Genomic DNA, 24,788 nt, shown 5'->3' with positions numbered 1-24,788 from the left:
TGGGATGTAGCGAAGGCACAGCTCGGCCGGGCGTAGGTTCCAGCGGGTCAGGGACGCCGCGGCCGCACATGCCCGTAAGCGAACGGGCGAAGATATTCATCCCGTTCGAGCCGCTCAGGGGCTTTCGGCAGGCCCTGCGCGAGCGCGAGCGGGCACAGCTCGTGCAGCCCCGCGCCGATCTGACCGAGAACCAGATGGAAGAGCTCTCGCGTGAAATGGCCGCCCTCGCCCCCGGAGACATGGTGCGCGTTACGCATTATGTGGACGACCACTACGAGGAGACCGTGGGCTGCGTGACCAAGGTGTCCGCCTCGGACTCCCTCCTGCACCTCGTGGGACGGCCGCTGCGCTTTGATGCCATCCGTGAGCTCGAGCGGCTCTGACATGACTGGCGTGGCGAGCAGTCCAAAGCGCGGCGCCCCTCGGGGACGGTCCCCAGCGGTGGGTTTCTTGAGCAGTCTTTGGCAGCGTTGGTGGCCATAGACGCCTCAAGGGGCATACTTCCCCGTATGGGATCGTGTGCCAGGTGACTTGTGCCAGGTGACAACAGGGGGCAGTTTTGACAAGGGATGTGGGCAGGGGTTCCTCCGGTTCGGCTCGATCGGCATGGCCCTTCACATTGGCAGGCCTCTGTGTGACCGTGGTGTCATTCGTGGGGCTCGTCAACTCGGCAGAGTCTGGCTGGGCTGCCACGGTTGCCTGGACCGTCGCGGCGCTCGTCGGCGTGGCCCTCCTGTACACGGGGATCGGACTTCGTCGTGACGCGCGACGTGATGGCAAGGGCTCGATGCAAGACGAGGATGTGCGGTAGTTTCGGTCAGAACCCCCTGTGGTTTCGGATGCTGGGATCTTGTCTGCCGCCCTCGCTCTCTGCGGCGCTGCGTGGCTCAATCCAGAACGTTAAAAATTTTCACAGAAGCTTTCCTCGTGTCCGTTCTCGAGTTCTCAGCGGGTCGGAGGGGGACTTTTGTGAGCAGGCTTTCGATATTCACTCACACGAGTTCTTCTCCCATCCATACGATTCCGCAGAGTGGGCAGCGGGGAAGGATGTGCGAGATCCGGATGACGTACGGGGGACGATCGAGGCGCGAGACTCGTTCGATGCGCGAAGTTCGGTCGAGAGGGGGAGGCTCCCCCGTCGGACCGGACGGCCTGCCCCCGGCGTGCCCCGTGCTACACTTGCTCCGACCTGGAATCCAGTGACCTGTGCATCACAACGGCTCGGCCATCGACGACCCGGGCGCCAGCAGTCTGGGCACCGATGACCTGGGCGCCAAGGCGCAGGGACTGTGCCGCGTTGGGAAGGCTTGCGCGTATGAAGCTGTCGGAGAAGTCTCTCATCCCGCTCTACCAGCAGGTGATGGATGACCTCAAGAAGGCGATAGACGCCGGTGTCTATGCCCCCAACCACAAGATCCCCTCGGAGGCGGAGCTCTCGGCCATCTACTCGGTCAGCCGCATCACGGTGCGCCGCGCCGTCGAGGAGCTGGCGGCCTCCGGGCATCTGACCAAGAAGCAGGGCAAGGGCACCTACGTGAACCCGCCCAAGCTCGCGCGCAAGATCTGGCAGCCCAGCTCGAACAAGAGCTTCACGGACGTCTGCCGCGATGACGGCCGTGAGCCCGGTGCGCGTGTCGTGAGCGTCGAGACCATCGAGGCGCGGCCCGCGGAGCTCGAGGCGCTGGGCCTTGCCGAGGGGAGTTCCATCATCAGCGTGCGGCGCGTGCGGACGGCCGACGGCGTGCCCGTGATGCTCGAGAACAACTTCTTTCCCGCGACCGAGGAGTTTGCCTTCCTGCTGGCGGAGGACCTCAACGACGTGTCCCTCTTCGACCTCGTGAGGCGGCGGAGTGGTCACGTTGCCGGTGCGACGAGCCTCCATACCATCGAGGCGATGCGCGCAAGTGGCGAGATGGTGGGCGAGCTCTCGGTCGGTGCCGGGGAGCCCATCCTCTACGAGCGCACCAACTTCCTCGACGAGTGCGGCCATCCGCTCATGACCGGACGCAACTACATCGTGGGGTCGCTCTCGCTCTTCGAAATCTAAGGGCCCCCGAACTGGTTGTCGGGGCGGTCCCCCGAACTGGTTGCCGCCTCGCCCACGCTCGGCCCCTTGGGCGAGGCGCCGAGCGGCGCGCCTGCCCGCGCGGTCGACGTTGGTGGCACAATGGGGGTGGAAGCGTTCCTCTCAGCTAGGTGGTGTTCCATGCCCTTCGTCGAGTTCGCCGACGTTCGCAAGACCTATCAGATGGGTGACGTCGAGGTCCATGCCGTCGACGGCATGAGCTTCGCCATAGAGCGTGGCGAGCTCGTGGTCATCGTGGGACCGTCCGGCGCGGGCAAGACCACGGTCCTCAACATGCTGGGCGGCATGGACTCGTGCACGAGTGGCGACATCCGCCTGGATGGCGCGCTCGTGAGCGCGATGGGGGGGCGCGAGCTGACCCAGTACCGTCGTCATGACATCGGGTTCGTCTTCCAGTTCTACAACCTGGTCCAGAATCTCACCGCACTCGAGAACGTGGAGCTCGCCAGTCAGATCTGCCAGGATCCGCTCCCCGCCGCCGAGGTGCTCGACCAGGTCGGCCTGGCGGGGCGCATGGACAACTTCCCCGCGCAGCTCTCGGGTGGGGAGCAGCAGCGCGTCGCCATCGCGCGCGCCCTGGCGAAGAACCCCAAGCTCCTGCTCTGCGACGAGCCCACGGGGGCTCTCGACTACAGGACGGGCAAGCAGATACTGCGCCTCCTGCAGGACAGCAGCCGAGAGAGCGGCCGCACCGTTGCGATCGTGACGCACAACCTGGCCTTCACCCAGATAGCGGATCGCGTCATCCACGTGCGAGAGGGGCGTGCCCAGCTCATCGAGACCAACGCCCGTCCCGCCGACGCGCTCGACGTCGAGTGGTAGCCCATGTTCGCGATGCGCTCCGCCTTCGCGCGTGAGGTCCTCCGCAGCGTCCGGGGCTCGCTCGGACGCTTCCTGGCGATCATGGGGATCGTGGCCTTGGGCTGCGGCTTCTACGCGGGGCTGCAGGCAAGCGGGCCGGACATGCGCCTGGCGGCAGACCGCTACTACGACGGGACCAACCTGTGGGACCTGCGTGTGATCTCGACTTTGGGCTTTGGGGACGACGACCTGCGTCGCCTCTCGTCCGTGGGCGGCGTGGGGGCATTGGCGCCTTCTCGTACGGTGGATGCGCTGGCGCGCCTTTCGGGCGAGCAGGTGGCCGTACGCATCTCGACGGTGGACACCGAGGCCGCCGAGAGGAGCGTGACGGTTGCCGACGGCACCGCCGTCTCCTCCGCCGACAAGGACTACCTCAACCGCCCGTTGCTGCGCGAGGGCCGTTGGCCGTCGGCGGCTGACGAGTGCGTGGTCTCCGCCGATGCCACCGGCGATGGGGGCGTAGGGGTGGGTGATGCCATCGAGGTCCTCTATGGGACGGACCAGCTCGACGAGCTGCTCGAGGTACGCCGCTTCACCGTCGTGGGGACTGTGAGCTCGTCAAACTACCCCTACACGGGCAACCTGGGCTCCACCTCGCTGGGGTCGGGAAAGATAGAGCAGTACCTCTACGTCAGCCCCTCGGCGTTCAAGGAGGATGCCGCCTACACGGAGGCCTACCTCAAGGTCACCGGGGCCGATGAGCTCGCGAGCGAGTCGGACGCGTACTTCGACCTCGTGGGCCGGACGAAGGGTGCCATCGAACACAGGGAGCAGGAGCTGGCGGCAGCGCGCCAGGACGACCTCAAGGCGTCGGCCCAGAGGACCTTGGACGAGAAGGTCGCCCAGTATGAGAGCCGGCATGCGGAGACCTACGGGGAGCTGGATGCGTCGAAGGCCCGGCTAGATGATGCCCAGGCTGAGATCGACGACGGAGAAGCCCAGCTCGTGGCAGGCGAGGCCCTCTACCAGGAGGGACTGGCCCGCTACCAGGGCGAGAAGGACGCTGCCGAGGAGCGGCTGTCCCAGGCACAGGGGCAGCTCGACCAGGCTCGGGCACAGCTCGACCAGGAACGCGCGTCATGGGAGGTCGGCGTAGGGCAGCTCCTCGCTGCCACGGGCGCCACCAGCCTTGCGGAGGCACGCTCCGTGCTGGCGGCGCAGCTCGAGCAGGCGGCCGCCGGCGTGACGCAGGGCGAGGACGCCCTGGAGCAACTGGAGGCCGCCCTCGCGACAGCCCAGGAGCAGGGTGACGTGGCAGCCCAGGCCCAGCTTCAGGCCCAGCTGGACGCGACGCGAGACCAGCTGGGTGGGCTGCGGGCCGCCCAGGGACAGGCGGCGGACGCCCTGGCCCAGGCCGACCAGCTGGTCGCCGCGAGCCAGCGGCTCGATGCGGGGCAGGACCAGCTCGATGCGGGGCGGGACCGGCTCGATGGGCAGAGGGCGGCCGCGGACACACAGTTGGAGGATGCCCGGGCGCAGCTGGATGCCGCCGCCGCGAGGCTCCGCTCCTCTCGACGGGAGCTGTCCGAGGCGAGGGAGCGCTACCAGGAGGGACTGGCCCGCTACGAGGAGGGTCGCGCGGAGGCGGACGAGCGCTTCGGCGAGGCCTGGCGGCAGATTCAGGACGCCCAAGCGGAGATCGACGGGATCGAGAGGCCGGACCTCTACGTGCTGGACCGCTCGCAGAGCGAAGGCGCGGCAACCTATCATGCCGACTCCGAGCGCATAGACCACATAGCGCAGGTGTTCCCGTTCATCTTCTTTCTGGTGGCAGCCCTTGTGGCGCTCACCACCATGACGCGCATGATCGAGGACGACCGCATCCAGATAGGCACGTACAAGGCGCTGGGCTACGGAACCGCGCGCATCGCCTCCAAGTACCTGTCCTACGCCGCGCTCGCCGCAGGCGTCGGTGCCGTGGTGGGCATCGCCGTGCTGACGCAGGCCCTGCCCCACATCATCATGTCGTCGTACTCCATCATCTATGCCGTGCCAAGGATGGCGCTCCCGCTTCCCGTCGACGCGTCCATCGCGTTCTCGGCGGGTGGACTGGGTGTGGGCGTCACGCTGCTGGCAACCTGGTTCGCCGTGGTGTCGACCCTGCGCGAGGCGCCTGCGACCCTCATGCTTCCGCGTGCCCCCAAGGCCGGCAAGCGCATCCTCCTGGAGCGCATCGGCGCCCTCTGGCGGCGCCTCTCCTTCAACTGGAAGGTGACGTTTCGCAACCTCTTCCGCTACAAGCGCCGCTTCCTGATGACCGTGATCGGCATCTCGGGCTGCACGGCACTCCTGCTGGTGGGCTTCGGCCTGCACGACTCCATCTGGGACATCATCGACCGCCAGTTTGGTCCCATCGTGCACTACGACACCACGATAGGGCTCTCTGGCAGTGCCAACGAGCTGGATGTCTCGGATGTCGTGTCCTACCTGGAGTCGGCGGGCGGCGTGAACGGCATCGTGCGTGTCCAGACGGAGAACATGCAGGCCTCGGGCATCGCGGGCACAACGTCGAGCGCGGCGACTGGAACCACGGGCGTGACGGTCGTGGTTCCACAGGACTCACAGGAGATCTCACGTGCCGTCACGCTCAGGGACCGCGTGTCGGGCGCGGAGGCGGCCTTCGGAGACGATTCGGTCCTGCTGACCGAGAAGCTCGCGTCCCTCTACGGCGTGGGCCCGGGCGACAAGATCGTGCTCTTCGACCAGGATGACGTAGGCAATCCCCGTGGCTCCGGGCACGAGCTCACGGTGACGGGCGTGGTCGAGAACTACGTGGGCAACCTGGTCTACATGGGAAGGGAGGCCTGGAGCGAGGTTGATCCCTCCACACCCGTCTTCGGTACCGTCTATGCTTCGACCGCGTGTGACGAGGGGCTTCGCCAACGCATCTCCGAGCGGCTGCATGACATGACCGACGTCTCCACCGTCATCTTCTCGACCGAGACCATAGCGACCTACCGCGACATGCTCTCCGTCGTAGACCTCATCGTGGTGGTGCTGATCGTGTCTGCGGCGGCCCTTGCGTTCATCGTCCTGTACAACCTGACCAACATCAACGTGGAGGAGCGCATCCGCGAGATCGCGAGCCTCAAGGTGCTGGGCTTCACGCGCGGAGAGGTCTACGCCTACGTCTTCCGCGAGGTCGCGCTCCTTGCCGTGATCGGTGACGCCTTTGGCATGCTTCTGGGCATCTGGTTGGAGAACTTCGTCATCACGACGGCCGAGGTGGACTACGTCATGTTCGGACGCACCATCCACGCGCCGAGCTTTGTCTACGCCTTCGCCCTCACGTTGGCGTTCACGCTGCTGGTGCTCCTCATCATGCGTCGCAAGCTGGACCGAGTCGACATGGTGGAGTCACTCAAGAGCGTGGACTGACGCGTCAGCATCCATGCAGATTCTGTCGGGGGAACGCCTTGTCTCAAAAAGTGTCGCTTATGCAACAAATCAAACGCGGTCTCTGCGGTAGCATTGACGAGGCAAACAAAGGCACACCCCACGCGCGGAAACGGAGGAACCCCATGTCCGACAAGACCATCGACCTCGACAGAAGCGTGCACGACCTCTGCAGGGACCACCCCAGGCTCAAGACCACCATGGCCAACCTTGGCTTCGACGAGATCACCAAGCCGGGTCGCCTGCAGACCATGGGCCGCATGATGACCATCCCCAAGGGATGCAAGGTCAAGGGCATCGACCTCGACCTCGTCGTCAATCGTCTCCGTAACGAGGGCTTTGAGGTCATCGGTGCGGGTGTCGAGCCCGTCGCCAAGCCCGTTGCCGCACCTCTCTCGGATGGGCCTGTTGCGGGCGCCGCAGACGCGACGGCCGCCGCCGCCACGCCCGCCGCCGGCGCCGCCCAGAGCGTTCCGGTGGCGTCCACGCCCGAGGAGCGCCAACGAATCCTCCAGCACATGCTGGCCCAGCTCAGCGGCGGGGCTTCGGTCGACGAGGTGAAGGACGTCTTCAAGGCCAACTTCCAGGACGTCGACGCGACGGAGATCGCCCAGGCCGAGCAGGCCCTCATCAATGGCGGCGTCCCCGTCGAGGAGGTCCAACGGCTCTGCGACGTCCACGCCACGCTGTTCGACGGCCACGTGGCCTGTGCGCCCAGCGCCAAGGCCGAGCCCTCCGACGTGCCAGGTCACCCCGTCTGGTCCTTCCGCCAAGAGAACCGCGCATTCGAGCGCCTGCTCGCCGATTCGGTCCGCCCGGACACCGAGCGCGCGGACCAGTTGGCCGACGGATCGCAGAGCCCCGAGCTTGCCGCAGCCCTGACGTCTGACATCGAGCGGCTCCAGAAGGTCTCCGTGCACTACAAGCGCAAGGAGGAGCTGGTCTTTCCCTTCCTCGAGAGGCATGGCGTCCATGGCCCCTCCAAGGTCATGTGGGGCAAGGACGACGAGGTTCGTGCCGGTCTCGCCACCGCGCTCTCGCTCGCACAGGGCGCGTGCCAAAGCCCGACCGCCAGCAACCTCCAGTCTGTTGCGCGCGAGCTGGCCTCTGCGGCCGACGCCCTCGAGTCCATGATCACCAAGGAGGAGCAGATCCTCCTTCCGCTGGCGCTCGAGAAGCTCAATGCGCGCGAGTGGCAGCGCGTCCACGATGACTCCGACGAGTACGGCTTCGTCCTCATCGACCAGCCGCCTGCGTGGCGTCCCTCGATGATGGAGCTTGCCGAGGCCGCGGTTCAGGAGGCTGACCTTGCGGGTGCTGGCGCAGCGGACGGCACCGCCGGTGGCGTGGCCTCCGCGGGTTCCAGTGGCGCCACCGGCGGCGGTTCGGTCGCTGCGGCCACGGGCTCCGCAGCCGATCACGCGATGGCGTCTGAGGACAGCAAGGTTCACCTCTCCACGGGCTCTTTCACGGCTGCCGAGCTGGAGGCGGTGCTCAACACCATCCCACTGGACATCACCTTCGTCGACAAGGACGACAAGACCCGCTACTTCAGCCACGGCGAGACACGTGCGTTCCCGCGTCCGATGAGCTGTCTGGGCCGCGACGTCTACGACTGCCACCCACCCAAGAGCCAGGCCATGGTGCGTCAGGTCTTCGATGACTTCCGCAGCGGCGCGCGCGACTCCTACGAGTTCTGGATCCACAGGGGTGACGCGTTCCTCTACATCCGCTACTTCGCCGTCCGCGACAGCGAGGGCAACTACCTCGGCGCTCTCGAGACCACCCAGGATGTGGCACCCATTCAGGAGCTTGAGGGCGACAACCGTCGCGGCGCCGACATTCGCCGCGAAGAGCGCGAGAGGCGTGAGACACACGGGGCGCATGAGGAGCGAGGGGCCACGAGTCGGCCTAGCATGTAAGAGCCAGGCAGGCAGAAGCAAGGGTGGCCGAGGGGGCTGCCTGGCAGAACGGCAAGGTCGAGCACGTGGGGCGCACGCTCGCGCAGAAATGGCAGTACGCCAGGGCATGGGGCGGCATCGCCGGAAGGGCCGCCCCGGCTCCCACCGTAGCCTCAGTGCGAAAACAGGACGCGAGCGAACTGGCAAAGTCGGATGCAACATTTTTGACGGATATGTGTGGATATCTACCGTCCCTCGTTCCTCCGCCGCGGCGTCTAGGCCCTGCGCACCTCCCCACGCACATCATGGCCGATCCGCGCCCCACTCGCCGTCCCCCTCAGCGCGTCGACCTCCTCCAGGAGGTCGAGCCCTCGCTCGTGAAACATCAGGTTGCGGCCGTGCTCGGCGAAGCTGGAAGATCCGTGATCGGCGACGAAGCGCATGAACGCGGGATCGACGGCAAGGCGCGTCGTGAAGACGACGAGCTCCTGGCCGTCTCCAAAGCACGCATCCAGGAAGTCGAGCGCCTGGTCCAGGTGGGAGCTTGCAAGCGCCGCCTGCCCACCGACCGTCTCGGCAGCCTCCGAGAGGACACCTTGCACCACGGACAGAACGCCTCTCTCGGCCCTCAGGGCGGGGTCCATGGCCCAGCGGGCTGCCGTGGCGCGGATGCGGTCGAGGAGCTCGGCCTTCTCGGCCAGAATGAGCTGTGAGGAAGTGTCCGTGGCTCCCTTGGCCTTGGACGTCTCAAGCTCGCCCGCCGCCTGTGCCGAGATGCGGCTGAGCGTGGCCATGGGATCCGCCTTGCCCTCGAGCTGGTCGCGAACGCCGTCTACCTCGTCGGTGGCCGCGTCGAGCGCCCGCCCTGCGGTCTCGGACGCATGTGCTTCGGTGAGAAGCGCGTCGAGCAGGAGGTTTATCAGGGCGATGCGCTCGTCGAAGGGCGCCGCCGTCGCGCGCGCGGCTATGGCGGGGGAGTGTGCGCCGGCGAGGATGTCGGCCACCTTGTAGTCGTCCTGGTACTTGCGGAAGAGGTCCAGGTAGAGCGAGAAGTCCTCCGCGATTTCGGCATCCTGGAGATACTGGGAGACAAGCTCCCCATCGACGCCGATGCCCTCGTGACCGTAGGCGACGATCATGCGGCTGAGGTCCTCCCAGCCGCGCGCCGTGACCATGCGAGCCCCGTTGACGCTGGCGCGCACCTTGTAGAAGTTTTTGGGCTTGCTGGCGAGATAGGTGGTGATGGCTGGGTGCATGCCATGGGCCGTGGCGTAGTCCATCCAGACGCCGAGGTCGGGCTCCACGTCGATGCGCTTCATGCGGTCCATCATCGCGGGATCGAAATCACGGGCCGAGCGGTTGTACTCCGGTGGGTTGCCGGCCGTGACGATGACCCAGCCGACGGGCAGACGGTGCTGGCCGAAGGTCTTGTACTGCAGGAACTGCAGCATGGCCGGGGCCAGCGTCTCCGAGGCGCAGTTGACCTCATCGAGGAAGAGTATGCCCTCGCGCACGCCCGACCCCTCGATGGCGTCGTAGGTGGCGGCGATGATCTCGCTCATGGTATAGCGGCTGACCTTGTAGCTGCGACCGCCGAACTCGTCCTCGGCGATGTAGGGGAGCCCCAGGGCGCTCTGGCGCGTGTGATGCGTGATGGAATATGAGACGAAGTTGATGCCCAGCCCCTCCGCGACCTGCCTGACGACGGCCGTCTTCCCCACACCGGGAGGTCCCATCATGATGATGGGACGCTGCATTGGGGTGGGGATGCGATAGAGGCCATGCCCGTCCTTGGAGAGGTACGCGCGAACGGTGCCCTCGATCTGCTCGGTTGCCGCACGGATGTTCATGATGGCTCCTTGTGGTCCTGGTCGAGACGATGGTAGCGCAGCGGTGCCCGGCGTGGGTGCCGTAGCGGCATCCGCCCTGGCCCGCACGATGGCTCCTGGCGGGCTGCGGCGGCGCCTAGTACACCGACATCGACTCGAACTCGCCTGGATGCAGCGTTATCTGCAGGGCCCAGGCGGGCACGAGCTCGGGACGGTGGTCCTCGTCGTAGAACACGAAGGTCGTCTTGTAGGGGGGCATGCGCTCGGGGTAGATGCCCCAGCCGTCCGTGAAGTATATGAGGCCCGAGAGGTCGTCGAACTCCCCATCCGAGAGAAGCTCGCCCACGTAGCGGAAGGCAGGTCGGAAGTCGGTGCCGCCAAGGCCGTAGAGCCTGATGTTGCGCCTCCAGCGATCGAGCTCGGCGAGCGAGGTGATCTTAGTGTCGCTCTGCACACGCAGGTCTGCCTGGATGATGTGGATGTTGACCTTCTGGAAGAAGCTGGACTCGCTGGTGAGCACGTCGAAGGTGGTGTCGACGAACTGCTGGACCACCTTGCCCGAGACCGAGCTCGAGGTGTCGATCACGATGGCGAAGTCGCGTATCCTGCGCTCGTTTCGGTACTCGAGCGGCTCGATGAGCGGCAGGTCGCCGTAGAGCGCGAGGCCGTAGGTGTAGAAGACGTAGTCGAACTCGTCGTCCGAGAGGCGCATCTCCTCGGACTGGACGGCAAACTGACGGAGGAACTCGCGATAGTCCACCCGCTCGTGGGGCGAGACCTCGAGCTCGTGCATGAGGCGCTGAAGCCGCTCGCCACGCTTGCGCGAGAGGGTCTCCAGATCGACGCGCAGGGACTTGGCGGCCTGTTCCCAGCGACGCTCCGCCTCCGCTCGTGCCGCCCCGGCCTGCTCCGCCCCGTTCATGGAGGGCCCGGTGTTCCCGTCGCCCGTCTGGCCACCGTCCCGCTGGCCTCCTTCCACCCGGTCGCTCCCGGAACCGTCGCCGCCACCCTCGGGTCGGCAACTTTTCTGCTGGTCGCCTGCGGCTTCGCCGCCGGAGCGCGTTTCGCCGCCTTGGCCAGCCCCGTGGGAGGACGGCCCCCCTTCGGATGCGCGGGGTCGGCCCGTCGCGGGGTTCCCCTCAGAAGCCGTGGGATACCAGGGGTCGTGGTCGTCCACATGGAAGAGCGATGCCCAGGGCGCACGCATGCTGGCATAGCCGCCCCGAACGAGCGCGTGGTAGAGCCTCTCGGTGGTCATGGTGGGGCCGAGGTCGTCGGCGAGATGGTCGAGCACGGCGTCTATGCTGTCGCCACGCCGTCCGCCGCGCCTCCCGACGATCTCGGCCACGAGCGACTCGGAGACGATGTCGGCCGCAAGGCTCCAGGCGGAGCGGTCGATGGTGGGCCCCACGAAGGGATGCAGGAGGATGCAATGGACGAGGGTGTGGACGAAGTCGTGTGCGAGTGGCTCGCGCTGCGCATGAAAGCCATCGATGACGGCATCGATGTCATAGGAGAGCGTGCGGCCGTCAGTGCGGAAGGGAATCCCGCCCGCCGCAGCCGTGGTGGGCTCAAGGCGCAGCAGGCCGATCGACGAGGCGAGGAAGGGGTTTTCGGCAACAACGGCCCCACGGGTGAGCTCGACTATCCTGCGCGCGAGGTCCTCGCGCTCTGACGTGCGGTCCCCTTCGATCGAAGGGCCGCTCGGGACGGTGTCCGCACCTCGCCACATGCGTCGAGCCGCATGGGGCAGGGGGGCAGCCGTCTTCGCCCCCGCTGGCGCGGCTATCGGTGTGGGTGCGGGCTCGGGCGCCTGGGCGGAAGGCCTGACCCCCCGTGCGCCCACCGGCGCCCGCCCGCCCGCCGATGCCCGCAGGCCCGCCTTCGCCCCTGCGCCCTGAAGCTGGACGAACAGCCAGGTGGCGGCCTCGGCATGACCGGCCTCGGACGCGGCGTCGATGGCCGCGCGGAGGGCTTGGGGCTCTGTGGCACCGGTCCAGCCGATGACTGCCTGCAGCTCGCTCATCGCCCCTGCGGCGGCAAGGATGCGCAGGAGCGTCCCACTCTGCTCGGGCATGCCGCCCGAGAGGTGGGGGACCATCGCGCGCACGAGATCGATGTCGTCCTGCAGCCAGCCGAGGGCGCAGAGCCGCCCCAGGAAGACCGAGGGAGCGGCTTCGCATACGAACGCGACCACGCGGCGGCTGGCATGCGGCACGACGAGGTTTCCCAGGATGAGGTCGATGGTGCGGTCTCCCATCCCGCGCTCTCGATGCAGCTCAAGCAGGCGGGCGGCAAGGCCAAGGCAGGTCTCTGCCAGCTCGGGGTCCTGGCTTCCCGCATGGCGCAGGGCGTGCCACGCCTTCACGACGGCGGCTCGGAAGAGGTCGTCGAACACCGTGGCGTCAAAGAGTCCGTCGCCTGCGAGACGTGCGATGACGTCGCAGGTCCGTCCGATGTCTGTGGGAGCGCTGTAGGCCGACCCCGCAAGCTGCTCGGTGCCGCTGAAGCCCTCGAAGACCTCGGTGCCCACCGTGGGGTCCATGTTGTTGAGGAAGAGCGTGGGGCTCTCTCGCACCAGGTCGAAGCGGGTGAAGGTCCCCTCGTGCGGCAGCAGGGCGCGAAGCTTGCGTGGCCTGCGCACCTGCCCCAGCAGGTCGACGCCATGACCGAGAAGGGTGCGGGCCACGTCCTCGCGACCACAGCGCAGGGCCAGGGCAAGGGCCCAGCCCGTGAAGGCGAAGTCCCCGTCGAAGCACTCCCAGACGTCATCGACGAGCCTTGGCGTGCCAAAGACGCAGGCTCGCTCGAGAAGGTCGACGGCGTCTGTGGCCGAGACCTCGCTTGCGTGGGGTTCGAGGGCGGCGATCGCGGCAACCGCGGAGTGGCAGCCCTCGCGCTGCGAGCAGATGGCCGTGCGGGCGTGCTCGACAAGCGCTGCCGCGTTGCTCTCGTATGCGTGCCGCTGGCCGTCCATGGTCTCCATCTTCGTGTGGTAGGGGCCATCTGCCGTTCTGGCTACCGCTTGTCAGAAGCTCTCGGGCCTTGGTGGGGTGGAGGATATCACAGCGACGTCGGGGCAGGTCGAGGAGGTCGTGAGCGGCTGCGGCCGTTCGGCAACAGCTCTTGCGAGCTGCCTGTGGCCCATGGGGCACCGACGCATGCGCGCGTATGGTCCGCCGAGCGGCGTTCGCGGAGGAATCATCTGCTTTTGTGTAAGGGCGAAACAGCGTAGGCATTCGCTGTAGACTGCCTGGTGGATAGGGCGTCTTCTCCACGTATTATCGGCTCGACTGAACGGTGGGGACCTTGATCAAACTGGTTCTTTGCGACATTGACGGCACGCTGCTGCCGTTTGGGCATACGAGCATCTCCACGCGCACGATGAGCGCCATAGCCGAGCTGCGCGACGCCGGCATCGAGTTTGGGCCCGCAAGCGGGCGTGAGCCGGTCGATCTGCGAAGCTTCTTCCATGGGCATGCCAGCTGCTATGCCACGGGCATCATGGCCAACGGAAAGATGATCAACGTGGACGGCAAGCGCGTGAAGGACATCTCGGTGGACCATGCCGGCATAGTCCGCCTGGTCGAGTATGCCCGCTCGCACGACGGCTGCGTCGTGGTGTATGTCCCGAGCGTTGACGGGAATGGGATCAAGACCGTCGACCGCCAGGTCGTCGGCGTGACCGAGGCGGAGTTCGAGCGTGCCGTGGCCCAATACGAGATCGCGTTTGACGCCCACGTCACGTCCGAGGTGCCCGACGTGCCCATCGCGACCGTCGGCTACATGCACTTCGGGGCCACCTCCGAGATGGGTGCCTTGCGCGACGAGCTGAGCGCCCTCTGCCCGCAGTTCGACTTCGTGCGTCCGTCGCCGACGTTCTTCGACGTGCTCCCACACGGTTGGACCAAGGCGAGCGCGCTCCCGATCCTGGAGGAGTACCTGGGCATCGCGCGCGAGGAGGTCGTGTTCTTCGGTGACAGCGAGAACGATCTGGCGATGATGAGGGCGGTCCCCAATTCGTTCGCGGTCTCGAACGGCACCGACTCCGCACGCGCGACGGCGCGCTATCACATCGGTGACGCGGCTGATGACTCCGTGGCGAAGGTGCTCGAGTCGCTGGCGCGCAACCACGGCAGGCTCTCCATCCCCGAGGACGCGCTGCCCCGGGCGTAGCGGCTTTCGGCAGCGATGCCCTGCCCATATCGTCTGGGCGACTTCTGTGAAACGTGCCTACTCCGCGCCACCAGCTCCCGCAGTCGCGGCCCGCCGCTCGGGTACCTTCAGCATCATCACGAAGCCCACGACGAAGAGGATGACGATCGAGAACACGCCCAGCGAGCCATTGCCCGTGAGCGCGGTCATGGTGCCCACGATGAACGTGCCCATGATGGCCGCGTACTTGCCGAAGATGTCGAAGAAGCCAAAGTACTCGTTGGCGTGCTCCTTGGGACAGAGCTTGCCGAACTCGGAGCGGCTGAGGGCCTGGATGCCACCCTGGAACAGGCCCACCATGATCGCCAGGAACCAGAACTCCGCAGCGCTCCTCAGGAAGAAGGCCGCGAAGCAGGTGATGAAGGTGTAGCCCGCGATGCCGACCAGGAGCATGCGCTTGGTGCCGAGGCGCGTGCCCAGCTTGCCATAGGCGATGGCCGAGGGGAAGGCCACGAATTGGGTCACGAGCAGCGCCAGGACCAGCTGAGTCCCCTCGATGCCCAGGTCAGAGCCATAGCTTGTGGAAAGCTTGATGATGGTGTGCACGCCATCGATGTAGAAGAAGTAGGCGATGAGGTAGTTGCGCAGGGTCTCGTCGCGCCAGATGCGCACAAGCGTCGCCCCGACGCCCGTGATCGCCTTGGAGAGCGCATGGTCCTCCAGGGGCTTGAAGTGCGTCTGCTCCACGTTTCTGAGCAGGGGGATCGTGAAGGCGACCCACCATGCGGCCGTGATCGCGAAGGAGATCTGCATGGCCGCCTGCAGGGTCAGGCCCAGCCTCTCGTGCATGAGAACCACGGCCAGGCAGGCGATGAACGGCACCACGCTGCCGATGTAACCCCAGGCGTAGCCCTGGCTGGAGACCTCGTCCATGCGCTCGTCCGTGGTGGCGTCCACCAAAAGCGCGTCGTAGAACACGATTGACGAGTTCAGCATGACGGACGAGACGACGTAGATCACCAGAAACGCCATCGCGCTGGCGGGAAGGCCCATCGCCACCGTGGCCACGACGCCCGTCGCGACGGTGCCGACGACGAACTTCTTCTTCATGCCCTGCATGTCGGCGATGGAGCCCAAGACGGGCATCAGCAGGGCGATGACCAGCGAGGCTATGGTCTCGCCATAGCTCCATGCCACGAGGGCCGGGCCGTCTGCGAGCGACTTGAAGTAGATGGGTATGACGCTGGTGGCCAGAAGCACAAGGGCGGAGTTGCCCACGTCGTACATGATCCAGCTCTTCTCGACCTTGGTCAGACTTGTCCGTGCCATGTGGGCCCCTCTCCCTTGGACGACAGGACGATTGTACGTGACGGCCGGTCGGGGGAGGGCAAGCGGCGTCTACGCATCGGTCAGGGGTGGCTTCGGCCGAGAGGAGCGTGCACCCTTTCTCCCCACGGTGGTGCCGCCGCTGCGCTACCCTAGGGGGATGACAAACGCGATCCGTATTGGCGCGGGCCTGCCGCAAGGGCCTGCGCTGGGGGAGGTGCCTCATGCCAGCAATCCTGACGCACGACTTCTTCGGGCGGGACGCCTATCCGGTGGTCGCCGATCGCCTGGGGCTGGTGACCCTGGACGAGCACGATGCCTTCCTGTTGGGAAACCAAGGTCCTGACCCCCTGTTCTACCTGGTGGCGGACCCGCGCGTCGACCCCTCCAACCGCGTGGGCGACCTCATGCACCACGTGCGCCCGGCGCGTCTGCTCGCCTCGCTGCGTGACGCCCTCACCATGCTGGCGCGCAGCGAGCGCTCGGTGGGGGAGGCCTACGCCGCAGGCTTCCTCTGTCATTACCTGCTTGACAGCTCCGTGCATCCCCTGGTGTACGCCAACCAGTACGCCATCTGCGATGCCGGCATCGACGGCCTCGACCGTTCCGACGCCACCGAGGTCCATGCCGAGATCGAACGCGACCTGGACGAGATGGTGCTCTTCTCCAAGGCACACCAGACCGTCGCCACGTACAGGCCGTATCGCGAGGTTCTCCACGCCTCCGACAGGGTGCTCTCGACCATCGACAAGCTCTACTTCTACATGTGCCTATGGACCTACAGCCGCACGCTCGAGCTGGACTGCTACACGCATGCGATGAAGGCGTTTCGCCAGGTGCAGCGTCTGTTCTGGAGCCCGCGCCAGGGCAAGGCGCGCCTCCTGGGCACGGTCGAGCGCAGCTTCGGTCACCGGCGCTACTCACTCTACTGTGCCATGGCGCACCGCGACCGGGCAGACGATCACTCGCCCTTTGCCAACGAGGGGCATCTCTCCTGGGAGAACCCCTTCACGGGGGAGGTGGGCGCAGACTCCTTCTGGGATATCTACGATTGTGCCGGAGGTCGCGTCCCGGCTGCGGTGGACGCGTTCTTCTCGACGGAGTTCGGGGAGGCTGCCGCCGAGGATCTGACGAAAAACCTCAACTTCTCCGGCCAGCCGACCGACCCAGACGGGCAGGAGGCGCCCCCGGAGCCGTCGCGTGACGAGTAGCCCCTCGCCTCCCGGTGCCCGGGAACAGCGGGTGAGCCCTGCCACGCACCATGTGATGCAGGCGAACAAGAGCAAGGATACCAAGCCCGAGCTCAAGGTGCGCTCCGCCCTTCGCGCCGCAGGCCTGGGCGGGTATCGCCTTCACTGGAAGAAGGCTCCCGGCCGGCCAGACATCTGCTATCCCGGCCGGAAGGTGGCCATCTTCGTGAACGGCTGCTTCTGGCACCGCTGCCCCTACTGCGCGCTGCCCCTTCCCAAGAGCAACGTCGCGTTCTGGGAGGCGAAGTTTCGCCGTAACGTCCTGCGCGACGAACGCGACCGCAGGTTGCTCGTGGAAGGGGGCTGGACGGTCATCACCGTGTGGGAGTGCCACCTCGGGAAGGGGCGCTTCGAGCTCACGATGCGCCAGATGGTGCGCGAGATCCGCCTCGCGCAGACCCGTCGCGCCGCAGGCGGGCATGAGGGGCGTGCCGTCGAGGCGGGCGCGTCCCGCGCACGGAAGCTGCGCACGACCCGTGCTGCCTTGGCGCGCAGGCGCGTTTCCCGCTAGACTGGGGGGGTCCCACGCACGAGATTCCTTGCAAGCGACCGTCTGGAGGCATCCGTCATGTCAACGTACGCCTTCTCTGACGTTCACGGTCACAGGGTCCCGCTCGAGCGCCTGCTCGAGCGCGTCTCGCCGTCTGCGGATGACGCCGTCTTCATGCTCGGCGACATGATCGACCGTGGCCCCGACCCCGTCGGCGTACTCAGGGCCTGCCGTGACCTATCGGGTGCCACGGTCCTCATGGGCAACCACGAGGATCTCATGCTCACCTACTTCGAAGATCCCGATGATCCCGTGAACCTCATGAACTGGGAGATGAACGGCGGTGCCACGACCTCTGCGGGTCTGGCTGGGCTTGGCGAGGGGGAGCGCATGGAGCTCCTGGACTGGGTCGCCTCGCTGCCGACCTACGCCTATGCGCTTACCGAGGGACGCCCCTTCGTGATGGCGCACGCCGGCATCCGTTCCGGCGGCCTCCTCCCGCGTGCGGAATGGACCGAGGACAAGCTCGAGGCCCTGATGGCCTCCCAGTCCACCGAGGACCTGCTCTGGATCCGCGAGGACTTCTGGGAGAGGCCTACGGGCCTCGTGGACGCGAACGGCAATGGCCCCATCGTCATCGCGGGCCACACGCCCACGCCCTATCTCGAGGGCATGGCCGACCGCCCCGACCGCCCCGCCCGAGACGAGGACGGGCTCTGCCGCATGGTGCGCGTCGGTGCCTGCGAGCGCACGGGCGGCGTCGCGGACCGCTGGGACATCGACTGCGGTGCCGCGGGGGGCGCGGGCTTTGGTCGCCTGCTGATGCTCAGGCTGGATGACGGCGAGGAGTTCTACGAGGGGATCGGCGAGGGCGAGTAGGGTGGGGTCCGTGTAGAATGAGGGGGCCGAGCGACAGAGACGCAACAAAAACGGAGAAGACGTCGATGAGGCTTCGTGATCACACAAGGGCTGCCGACGGCAGCCCCCTGTTGTCGCAGGTGGATGCGGCGCCGCTCCTTCACGGGGCGTTGCACATCGCGGAGGAGCGCGACGGCTGGGTGCGCCCCTGGCGCTTCTCGGCCGACCAGCTCCGTGCCCTGGGGAGCTGCCAGGCCTGGCACCCGGGACTGTTTCGCCAGATGGCACGCACGACCGCAGGCGTCTCTCTCGAGTTCGAGACCGACTCGTCCGAGATTGCGCTCGAGGTCGTGCTGGACCCGGAGCCCGCGGGCACACGGGCCGTGCTGGACGGCGTCGACACCGACGGGACGCTGCGCCCGCATGACGGGGTCTCGGTCGACGTGGACGGGCGCCACCTTTCCGCGCGCCTGCCGGACGAGGGGGACGACTACCTGCCCTTCTCGCTCGATGATCCCGACAGGGCCCCCGAGGATGGCCTCATGCGGCTGCCCGGCATGGGGGAGACGCATCACGTGCGCGTGTGGCTGCCCTGTCTGAGGGGGTGCGTCGTGCGCGATGTGGTGGGCAACGGCAGCTTCATCACGCCCGTCGAGCGCACCGGCGAGCTCCTTGTCCTGGGAGACTCCATCGCCCAGGGGTTCGTGGCGGACGACCCTGCCCTCACCTGGGCGTCCCTGCTCTCCCAGAGGCTTGGTCTCGACCTTGTCAACCAGGGCATCGGGGGTCAGGTGTTCCAACCAGGGACGACTTATGGCATCGCCCAGTCCCTCCACCCCCAGGCCATCGTGGTCTGCCTGGGGGCGAACTACCGCTACGAGCCCTGCCGGGCGCGCCCCGTTACGCGTGACGTCCGTGCCTACCTGCTCGAGGTCTCGCGCATCTGGCCAGAGGTCCCCACCTACGCGCTCACGCCGCTCTGGCATGACGAGCTCGCCCATCCCTCGCATGCCATGAGCTGCTACCGCCAGCTGCCGTCCTTCATTGCGGCGCACGTGGCCCCGCACGACCAGATGGAGCTCGTGGACGGGGGGCGCCTCCTGGACGCGCGCTCCTCGCTCATGGCCGACGGCTTCGAGCATCCTGGTCCCGATGGCCATCGCCAGGTGGCCGATCGCCTGGGTGCCATCGTGTCCATGGGCCGCATGTCCGAGGGGGAGCGTCGCGCCACCGCCCTTGAGGCGCTCACGGGTGCCCCCCGGCGGACCCTGCCCTTGTCCGAGGCGCTGCGCCGGGGCCTGGGAGTGGTGGTCTTTGCCCAGAGGGGCTGCGTGCTGCTGCGCCTTGACGATGGCGTCCAGATGTTCTGGGCGGGCGACCATGACCTGGGACGTGCGGTCATCGCCGCGCTCATGGAGCCGACCGTGGTGGACGTGCTCGAACCCGCGCTGGTGCGGGACATCGAGCTCACCCACGCACTGACCCGCCTCACCCCCTACCACAGCTGCCTCTACGAGAGGCGCACTCCCGTCGAGGTCGATGGCCAAAGGGAGATGCGCCCCCTGGACGAGAGCCACTTCCTGACCGTCTGCGCGAACTACCGCCATCCCGAGTATCGCAGGGAGGACGAGGTGCTGGCCCTGCTGCGTGCCGGACGCATCCTGGGTGGCTTCGAGGGCGGCAGGCTCGTGGGCTTCGTGGGCGAGCGCCCGGAGGGTTCCATCGGCATGCTCGAGGTCCTGCCGGGGCAGTGGCGGAAGGGATGGGCATATGCCCTCGAGGCCACCAAGATCAACGAGGCCCTCGCCCGCGGGGACGTTCCCTGGGCCGAGGTGGAGCCTGACGACTCCGCCTCGATCAGGCTCCAGCGCAAGCTGGGCATGAGGGTGCTTGCCGCCAACGAGCAGTGCTTCCTCAGCCGACCGGCAGATGGCCTGGGCCCTGGCCAGTCGGCTCCCGACGCCGGGCCCCTCGTTCACGAGTAGCGCACAGACCTGGCCGCCCGCGCATTACTGTCCGGTGGATGCGTTAGGGTATCGGGCGAGAAGGCCAGAGTGAGAGAGGTTCGCATGACTTCGATTGTCAACAGGATGGCGCCCACCCTCACGGGGAGCGTGTCTCGCGCCTGCAGCGAGCGCATCCGCGAGCTGCGTGAGTCGGGCGGGCTCGTGCACTACGCCTGCCGAGACGTCTCCGCCCTGCGCCGCGACGCCTCGGAGCGCGATCGCGACACCATCCTGCGCCCCGCCTTCGTGCGCGACGGCGAGAAGATCTTGCACATGCCGGCCTACAACCGCCTCAATGGCAAGACCCAGGTGTTCTCGTTTCGCCCCGACGACGACATCACCCGACGGGGCCTGCACGAGCAGCTGGTGGGTCGCGTGGCACGCGACATCGGTCGTGCGCTGGGACTCAACCTCGACCTGATCGAGGCCATCGCCCTGGGGCATGACGTGGGCCACACGCCCTTCGGCCATGCGGGCGAGCGCTTCCTCAACGAGGTCTTCCACGAGCGCACGGGCCGTTGGTTCTTCCACAACGTCCAGAGCGTCCGGGTCCTGGACGTCATCTACGGCAGGAACCTCAGCCTCCAGACGCTCGACGGCGTCATCTGCCACAACGGCGAGTTCGAGCAGCAGGTGTTCGAGACGAGCGGCCTCAACGGCTTCGACACCTTCGACCGCGTGGTCAAGGGCTGCTGGGAGTCGGGCGAGGAGGCCATAGGGCGCCTGCGGCCCATGACGCTCGAGGGTTGTGTCGTGAGGGTCTCGGACATCATCGCCTATGTGGGGAAGGATCGCCAGGACGCCATCCGCGCCGGTCTGGTGGATGAGTCAGCCTTCGATGACGGCCTCGGCGGCGCGTACAACGCCTGGGCGCTCTCTGCCTTCGTCGCGGACGTGGTGGAGAACAGCGTCGGCAGGACGAACGTCGCCATGAGCGAGGAGGGCTTTGCCGAGCTCAGGCGCGCCAAGCGGGAGAACTACGAGAAGATATACCGCTCGTCCGAGGTCAACAGCGACTTCGCCGGACCTGTGCAGGAGCTCTTCTCGGTCGTCTACGAACACGAGCTGGACGCCCTGCGGGAAGGGAGCGAGGACAGCGCCATCTTCCGTCACCACATACAGCCCCTCGTGCGCCACCTCTCGTACTATGGGCGCAGCTACGACTGGGAGAGCGATCCCGACCAGTGCGTGTGCGACTTCATCAGCTCCATGACAGACGATTACTTCGTCGCCACCTGCGAGCGGCTCCTTCCCCAGGCGCGCGGCCTCTTCCCGGCGCGCAGCTACTTCGAGGGGACGGACGCCTGCGGGCGTGCGGGAGCGGTGCGCGTGTGATGGACACCTTGTTCTCCAACGTCGAGCGCTATCAGCGCAAGGTGAACGCCCCGCTCGCCGCGCGCGTGCGGCCGCAGACCCTCGACGGCTTCGTGGGACAGCGACAGGCGGTGGGCGAGGGCTCGTGGCTCAGGCGCGCCATAGAGCACGACACGCTGTCCTCGGTCTTGCTCTATGGGCCGGCCGGCACGGGCAAGACCACGCTGGCGCGCATCATCGCGAACACCACGCATGCCGAGTTCGTCGAGGTCTCCGCCGTGACAGGTACGGTCAGGGACCTGCGTCGCGAGATCGACGCGGCGGAGTCCCGCCTGCTGGCGTCGGGTCGGCGCACCATACTCTTCGTCGACGAGATCCATCGCTTCAACCGCACGCAGCAGGACGCCCTCCTGCATGCCGTCGAGGACCGCACCGTAGTGTTGGTGGGGGCCACCACCGAGAACCCCTACTTCGAGGTCAACTCGGCCCTGATAAGCCGCTCGCGCGTGGTGGAGCTCACGCCCCTCGACGACGAGGCCGTCCGTCTCCTCGTGCGCCGGGCCGTAGACGACGAGTTTGGCCTGAACGGCGCCTTCGAGCTCGACGACGAGGCCATCGAGGAGATCGTGACGCTCTCGGGCGGCGACGGTCGCGCCGCCCTCACCTCGCTCGAGCTGGCGAGCCAGATGGCGGCCCCGGCGGGTGACGTCGCCCAGGCAACGCGCGAGAGCCCCGTGCGCATCACGTCCCGGCACGTCCTCGAGGCCAACCCCCGTCGCGGCCTCTCGTACGACAAGTCGGGTGACGTGCACTACGATGTCATCTCCGCGTTCATCAAGTCGATGCGGGGCAGCGACCCTGATGCCGTGCTGTACTGGCTTGCACGCATGATCGACGCGGGGGAGGACCCCAAGTTCATCGCCCGGCGCATCTTCATCCAGGCTTCGGAGGACGTGGGCAACGCCGACCCGCAGGCGCTGCTTATGGCGGAGGCAGCCTTTCGGGCGGCCGAGGTCATCGGATACCCGGAGTGCCGCATCAACCTCGCGCAGGCGGCCCTCTACGTGGCCCTCGCGCCCAAGTCGAACGCCGCCGAGGCGGGCATCGACGCCGCGCTCGCCGAGGTGAGGCAGGGCCCTCTGCGGGAAGTGCCCAGCCACCTGCGTGACCGTCACCGTCCGGGCTCCGAGGGCTACGGTCCCTACCTCTACCCGCATGACTTTCCTGGTGGCTGGGTTGCGCAGCGCTACCTGCCCGAGGGGCTCGAGCCGGGCGCCTTCTTCCACCCAGGGCCGCGCGGGTGGGAGGCCTGGAGGCTCGAGCAGGCGGGCCGCGACCGCCTCGAGCTTGGCGGCGACCAAGGCGACGGCGATCCAAACAAGGTGGGGCGGCGGCCTGCGAATGGGTAGAATGGCGCACAGGCACCGAGCCTGCGCACGGGAGCCTTGACGGGCACGTTCGCGACAAGCGGAAGGGCAGGCACCATGAACCTCACACCGATGGACGCAGTCCTCATCGTCCTTGCCATCGTCGGCATCTGGGCTGTGGTAGAGCTCGCCCTCACGCTGCGCCGTGCACGCGCCGCCGTCGAGGAGGTCGCGCGCTCGGCCAACGACACCATTGAGCAGGTCCAGCCCGTCATCGCGAAGCTCGATGGGGCGATGGACGACCTCCAGCCCGCCGTCAAGCAGGTCGACCCGCTCGTCACCAAGGTCGATGGCGTCGTGGGCGAGGCGTCAGCGAGCCTCGAGGCCGCCAGGGACATCCTGGCCGACGTCGCCACCGTGTCGGGCACTGCCGCCGGCGTGACCGATGCCGTCACCTCCGTCGCGAACACCGCGGCCAGTGCGGCCACGGGCATCGTCACCAGGCTTGCTGGCACCAGACCCATCCCCACCGCCCAGATCGAGGGCGCGCCGCAGCCGCAGGGCGGCGGAGCGCACGCGTCGGGGCCGGCTGGCGGCTACGTCACCTACGGAGAGGTGAAGGCAGACACCGCGGCTGCCGCTGTCGACACCTCCGCCGACGGCGGCGTCCCGGATGGCAGCGGCCCCGTCGGCGAGTAGCGCCCCAGAGACACGAGACCTCATAAGTTAGGAGCAACATGCAGGAGAAGATCGTCTCCCTCAGCGTTCCCGCCGAGGCGGACTTTGCGCGTGCCGTCCGGATGATGGCATCGAACCTGGCCGTCGTGTGCGGCATGAACGTGGACGAGGTCGAGGACGTTCGCATGGCGGCCGAGGAGGGCTTCGTCTACAGCTGCGCTACGGGTCCCGGCAACTGTGACGTGGCGTTCTCCCTCGCCGATGACCGCATCGAGATGCTCTTCTCCCTGGGCTCCCCCGGGGGCGACCCCTCCGAGGCGGGGGAGGGCCTGGACCTGACGGAGCTGCTCCTCTCCGCCGTGTGCGACGAGCATGGCATCACCGACGAGGGGAAGCTGCTCCTCGTGAAGCGGATGGGCGCCGCCGATGCCGAGTAGCGAGCGCGAGGTCGGGACGCCCCGGCGCAGGCGCCTCCCGACCCGGACCCCGCGCGGCAAGCTCGCCTGGGACAAGGAGCGCACCCGCGAGCTCTTTCGCAGATACAAGGTCGAGGGTGACGAGGATGCCCGCGAGCAGCTCGTCATGAGCCACCTCAACCTGGTCCGCTTCCTGGCATCCAAGTTCAAGAACCGCGGCGAGCCGCTTGACGATCTGGTCCAGGTGGGCACGATAGGCCTCATCAAGGCCATCGATCGCTTCGACCCCGAGCGTGGCCTGGAGTTCACCACCTTCGCGACGCCCACGATCATGGGCGAGATCAAGCGCCACTTCCGCGACAAGGGCTGGTCCGTTCGCGTCCCCCGGCGCCTGCAGGAGCTTTCCGCCAAGGTGAACCAGGTGACCGACGAGCTCACCAAGGACCTCCAGAGGAGCCCCTCGGTCGAGGAGATCGCCGCCGCGCTGGACACCACGGTCGACGAGGTCCTCGAGGCCATGGAGTCCTCGAGCGCCTACAGCTCCGTGCCGCTCGAGGGCACCGGGCCCGGGGCGGACGATGACGCGCCCTCGGTCATAGACCATTACGCGACGGTGGACGAGGACCTTGCCGCCTCGGACGACCGCATGGTCATCGAGGAGACGGTCCGGGACTTCTCGCCCCGCGAGCAGGAGATCATCCGCATGCGTTTCATCGAGGGGCTGACCCAGGTGGAGATCGCCCGCAGGCTTGGCATCTCGCAGGTCCAGGTCTCACGTCTGCTGCGCCGTACGCTCCAGAAGGTCCAGGAGAAGATCGATCCCGAGGGGCTCATGCGCTAGGCGTGCCGGAAGGG

General features: G+C 67.2%; 19 protein-coding genes. 16 read left to right on the top strand and 3 right to left on the bottom strand.

Annotated features, from left to right (window positions below; genetic code table 11):
* Positions 1-68: 68 nt before the first annotated feature.
* From OLSU_RS05755 to OLSU_RS05735, 6 genes are all read left to right on the top strand, one after another.
* Positions 69-383 (top strand): YolD-like family protein, encoded by a 315-nt coding sequence (locus OLSU_RS05755; RefSeq protein WP_013252009.1) that lies wholly within the window; start codon positions 69-71, stop codon positions 381-383.
* A gap of 269 nt (positions 384-652) precedes the next feature.
* On the top strand, positions 653-811 hold the full coding sequence (locus tag OLSU_RS09630; RefSeq protein WP_187287195.1) for a hypothetical protein: 159 nt from the start codon (positions 653-655) through the stop codon (positions 809-811).
* A gap of 504 nt (positions 812-1,315) precedes the next feature.
* Positions 1,316-2,047 (top strand): GntR family transcriptional regulator, encoded by a 732-nt coding sequence (locus OLSU_RS05750; protein ID WP_013252007.1) that lies wholly within the window; start codon positions 1,316-1,318, stop codon positions 2,045-2,047.
* A gap of 159 nt (positions 2,048-2,206) precedes the next feature.
* On the top strand, positions 2,207-2,908 hold the full coding sequence (locus OLSU_RS05745) for an ABC transporter ATP-binding protein (protein WP_013252006.1): 702 nt from the start codon (positions 2,207-2,209) through the stop codon (positions 2,906-2,908).
* Between the two features lie 3 nt (positions 2,909-2,911).
* Positions 2,912-6,325, top strand: coding sequence for an ABC transporter permease (locus tag OLSU_RS05740; protein ID WP_013252005.1), 3,414 nt, complete (start codon positions 2,912-2,914; stop codon positions 6,323-6,325).
* A 143-nt stretch (positions 6,326-6,468) separates the two neighbouring features.
* Positions 6,469-8,265 carry a DUF438 domain-containing protein gene (locus OLSU_RS05735; RefSeq protein ID WP_013252004.1) on the top strand — a complete coding sequence of 599 codons (1,797 nt, stop codon included), beginning with the start codon at positions 6,469-6,471 and terminating at the stop codon, positions 8,263-8,265.
* Between the two features lie 254 nt (positions 8,266-8,519).
* Here the strand turns inward: OLSU_RS05735 and OLSU_RS05730 are convergent, their stop codons facing one another.
* A complete protein-coding gene (locus OLSU_RS05730; RefSeq protein WP_013252003.1) occupies positions 8,520-10,094 on the bottom strand; it encodes an AAA family ATPase in 1,575 nt (524 codons plus the stop codon).
* A 115-nt stretch (positions 10,095-10,209) separates the two neighbouring features.
* On the bottom strand, positions 10,210-13,050 hold the full coding sequence (locus OLSU_RS05725) for a DUF2201 family putative metallopeptidase (protein ID WP_148219060.1): 2,841 nt from the start codon (positions 13,048-13,050) through the stop codon (positions 10,210-10,212).
* Positions 13,051-13,382: 332 nt separating this feature from the next.
* Here OLSU_RS05725 and OLSU_RS05720 point away from each other — a divergent pair, with 332 nt between their 5' ends.
* Entirely contained in the window at positions 13,383-14,249 is an 867-nt protein-coding gene (locus OLSU_RS05720) for an HAD-IIB family hydrolase (RefSeq protein WP_013252001.1), read from the top strand.
* Positions 14,250-14,306: 57 nt separating this feature from the next.
* Here OLSU_RS05720 and OLSU_RS05715 read toward each other — a convergent pair whose 3' ends face one another.
* Positions 14,307-15,557: an MFS transporter gene (locus OLSU_RS05715; protein ID WP_013252000.1), complete on the bottom strand. Its 1,251-nt coding sequence runs from the start codon at positions 15,555-15,557 to the stop codon at positions 14,307-14,309.
* Between the two features lie 221 nt (positions 15,558-15,778).
* Between OLSU_RS05715 and OLSU_RS05710 the strand changes: the two genes are divergently transcribed.
* The 9 genes from OLSU_RS05710 to OLSU_RS05670 all read left to right on the top strand — a co-directional run bounded on the left by OLSU_RS05710 (position 15,779) and on the right by OLSU_RS05670 (position 24,774).
* A complete protein-coding gene (locus OLSU_RS05710) occupies positions 15,779-16,765 on the top strand; it encodes a zinc dependent phospholipase C family protein (protein WP_013251999.1) in 987 nt (328 codons plus the stop codon).
* Positions 16,755-17,315, top strand: coding sequence for a very short patch repair endonuclease (locus tag OLSU_RS05705; RefSeq protein WP_013251998.1), 561 nt, complete (start codon positions 16,755-16,757; stop codon positions 17,313-17,315). The genes OLSU_RS05710 and OLSU_RS05705 overlap by 11 nt, the downstream gene beginning before the upstream one ends.
* A 57-nt stretch (positions 17,316-17,372) precedes the next feature.
* On the top strand, positions 17,373-18,173 hold the full coding sequence (locus OLSU_RS05700) for a metallophosphoesterase family protein (RefSeq protein ID WP_013251997.1): 801 nt from the start codon (positions 17,373-17,375) through the stop codon (positions 18,171-18,173).
* A gap of 65 nt (positions 18,174-18,238) precedes the next feature.
* Complete coding sequence (locus OLSU_RS05695) at positions 18,239-20,137, top strand: GNAT family N-acetyltransferase (protein WP_013251996.1); 1,899 nt, start codon at positions 18,239-18,241, stop codon at positions 20,135-20,137.
* 84 nt (positions 20,138-20,221) lie between these two features.
* Positions 20,222-21,493, top strand: coding sequence for a deoxyguanosinetriphosphate triphosphohydrolase family protein (locus OLSU_RS05690; protein ID WP_013251995.1), 1,272 nt, complete (start codon positions 20,222-20,224; stop codon positions 21,491-21,493).
* Positions 21,493-22,881, top strand: a complete 1,389-nt coding sequence (locus OLSU_RS05685) for a replication-associated recombination protein A (protein WP_013251994.1) — start codon at positions 21,493-21,495, stop codon at positions 22,879-22,881. Before OLSU_RS05690 ends, OLSU_RS05685 begins: the two co-directional genes overlap by 1 nt.
* A 75-nt stretch (positions 22,882-22,956) precedes the next feature.
* Positions 22,957-23,538, top strand: coding sequence for a DUF948 domain-containing protein (locus tag OLSU_RS09110; protein ID WP_013251993.1), 582 nt, complete (start codon positions 22,957-22,959; stop codon positions 23,536-23,538).
* Between the two features lie 38 nt (positions 23,539-23,576).
* A complete protein-coding gene (locus tag OLSU_RS05675; protein ID WP_013251992.1) occupies positions 23,577-23,954 on the top strand; it encodes an ATP-binding protein in 378 nt (125 codons plus the stop codon).
* Positions 23,944-24,774, top strand: a complete 831-nt coding sequence (locus tag OLSU_RS05670) for a SigB/SigF/SigG family RNA polymerase sigma factor (RefSeq protein ID WP_013251991.1) — start codon at positions 23,944-23,946, stop codon at positions 24,772-24,774. Before OLSU_RS05675 ends, OLSU_RS05670 begins: the two co-directional genes overlap by 11 nt.
* Positions 24,775-24,788: the final 14 nt, after the last annotated feature.

It is taken from the genome of Olsenella uli DSM 7084, from assembly GCF_000143845.1.
GTDB classification, from domain to species: domain Bacteria; phylum Actinomycetota; class Coriobacteriia; order Coriobacteriales; family Atopobiaceae; genus Olsenella; species Olsenella uli.
This window is presented reverse-complemented; position numbering and strand designations above follow the sequence as displayed.

What these genes read in the sequence shown, in the direction of transcription:
- OLSU_RS05690 (WP_013251995.1), top strand. Translation starts at nt 20,222, where the DNA reads ATGACTTCGATTGTCAACAGGATGGCGCCCACCCTCACGGGGAGCGTG.
- OLSU_RS05740 (WP_013252005.1), top strand. Translation starts at nt 2,912, where the DNA reads ATGTTCGCGATGCGCTCCGCCTTCGCGCGTGAGGTCCTCCGCAGCGTC.
- OLSU_RS05675 (WP_013251992.1), top strand. Translation starts at nt 23,577, where the DNA reads ATGCAGGAGAAGATCGTCTCCCTCAGCGTTCCCGCCGAGGCGGACTTT.
- OLSU_RS05750 (WP_013252007.1), top strand. Translation starts at nt 1,316, where the DNA reads ATGAAGCTGTCGGAGAAGTCTCTCATCCCGCTCTACCAGCAGGTGATG.
- OLSU_RS05725 (WP_148219060.1), bottom strand. Translation starts at nt 13,050, where the DNA reads ATGGACGGCCAGCGGCACGCATACGAGAGCAACGCGGCAGCGCTTGTC.
- OLSU_RS05730 (WP_013252003.1), bottom strand. Translation starts at nt 10,094, where the DNA reads ATGAACATCCGTGCGGCAACCGAGCAGATCGAGGGCACCGTTCGCGCG.
- OLSU_RS05735 (WP_013252004.1), top strand. Translation starts at nt 6,469, where the DNA reads ATGTCCGACAAGACCATCGACCTCGACAGAAGCGTGCACGACCTCTGC.
- OLSU_RS05715 (WP_013252000.1), bottom strand. Translation starts at nt 15,557, where the DNA reads ATGGCACGGACAAGTCTGACCAAGGTCGAGAAGAGCTGGATCATGTAC.
- OLSU_RS05755 (WP_013252009.1), top strand. Translation starts at nt 69, where the DNA reads ATGCCCGTAAGCGAACGGGCGAAGATATTCATCCCGTTCGAGCCGCTC.
- OLSU_RS05700 (WP_013251997.1), top strand. Translation starts at nt 17,373, where the DNA reads ATGTCAACGTACGCCTTCTCTGACGTTCACGGTCACAGGGTCCCGCTC.
- OLSU_RS05710 (WP_013251999.1), top strand. Translation starts at nt 15,779, where the DNA reads ATGCCAGCAATCCTGACGCACGACTTCTTCGGGCGGGACGCCTATCCG.
- OLSU_RS05745 (WP_013252006.1), top strand. Translation starts at nt 2,207, where the DNA reads ATGCCCTTCGTCGAGTTCGCCGACGTTCGCAAGACCTATCAGATGGGT.
- OLSU_RS05685 (WP_013251994.1), top strand. Translation starts at nt 21,493, where the DNA reads ATGGACACCTTGTTCTCCAACGTCGAGCGCTATCAGCGCAAGGTGAAC.
- OLSU_RS09110 (WP_013251993.1), top strand. Translation starts at nt 22,957, where the DNA reads ATGAACCTCACACCGATGGACGCAGTCCTCATCGTCCTTGCCATCGTC.
- OLSU_RS05695 (WP_013251996.1), top strand. Translation starts at nt 18,239, where the DNA reads ATGAGGCTTCGTGATCACACAAGGGCTGCCGACGGCAGCCCCCTGTTG.
- OLSU_RS05670 (WP_013251991.1), top strand. Translation starts at nt 23,944, where the DNA reads ATGCCGAGTAGCGAGCGCGAGGTCGGGACGCCCCGGCGCAGGCGCCTC.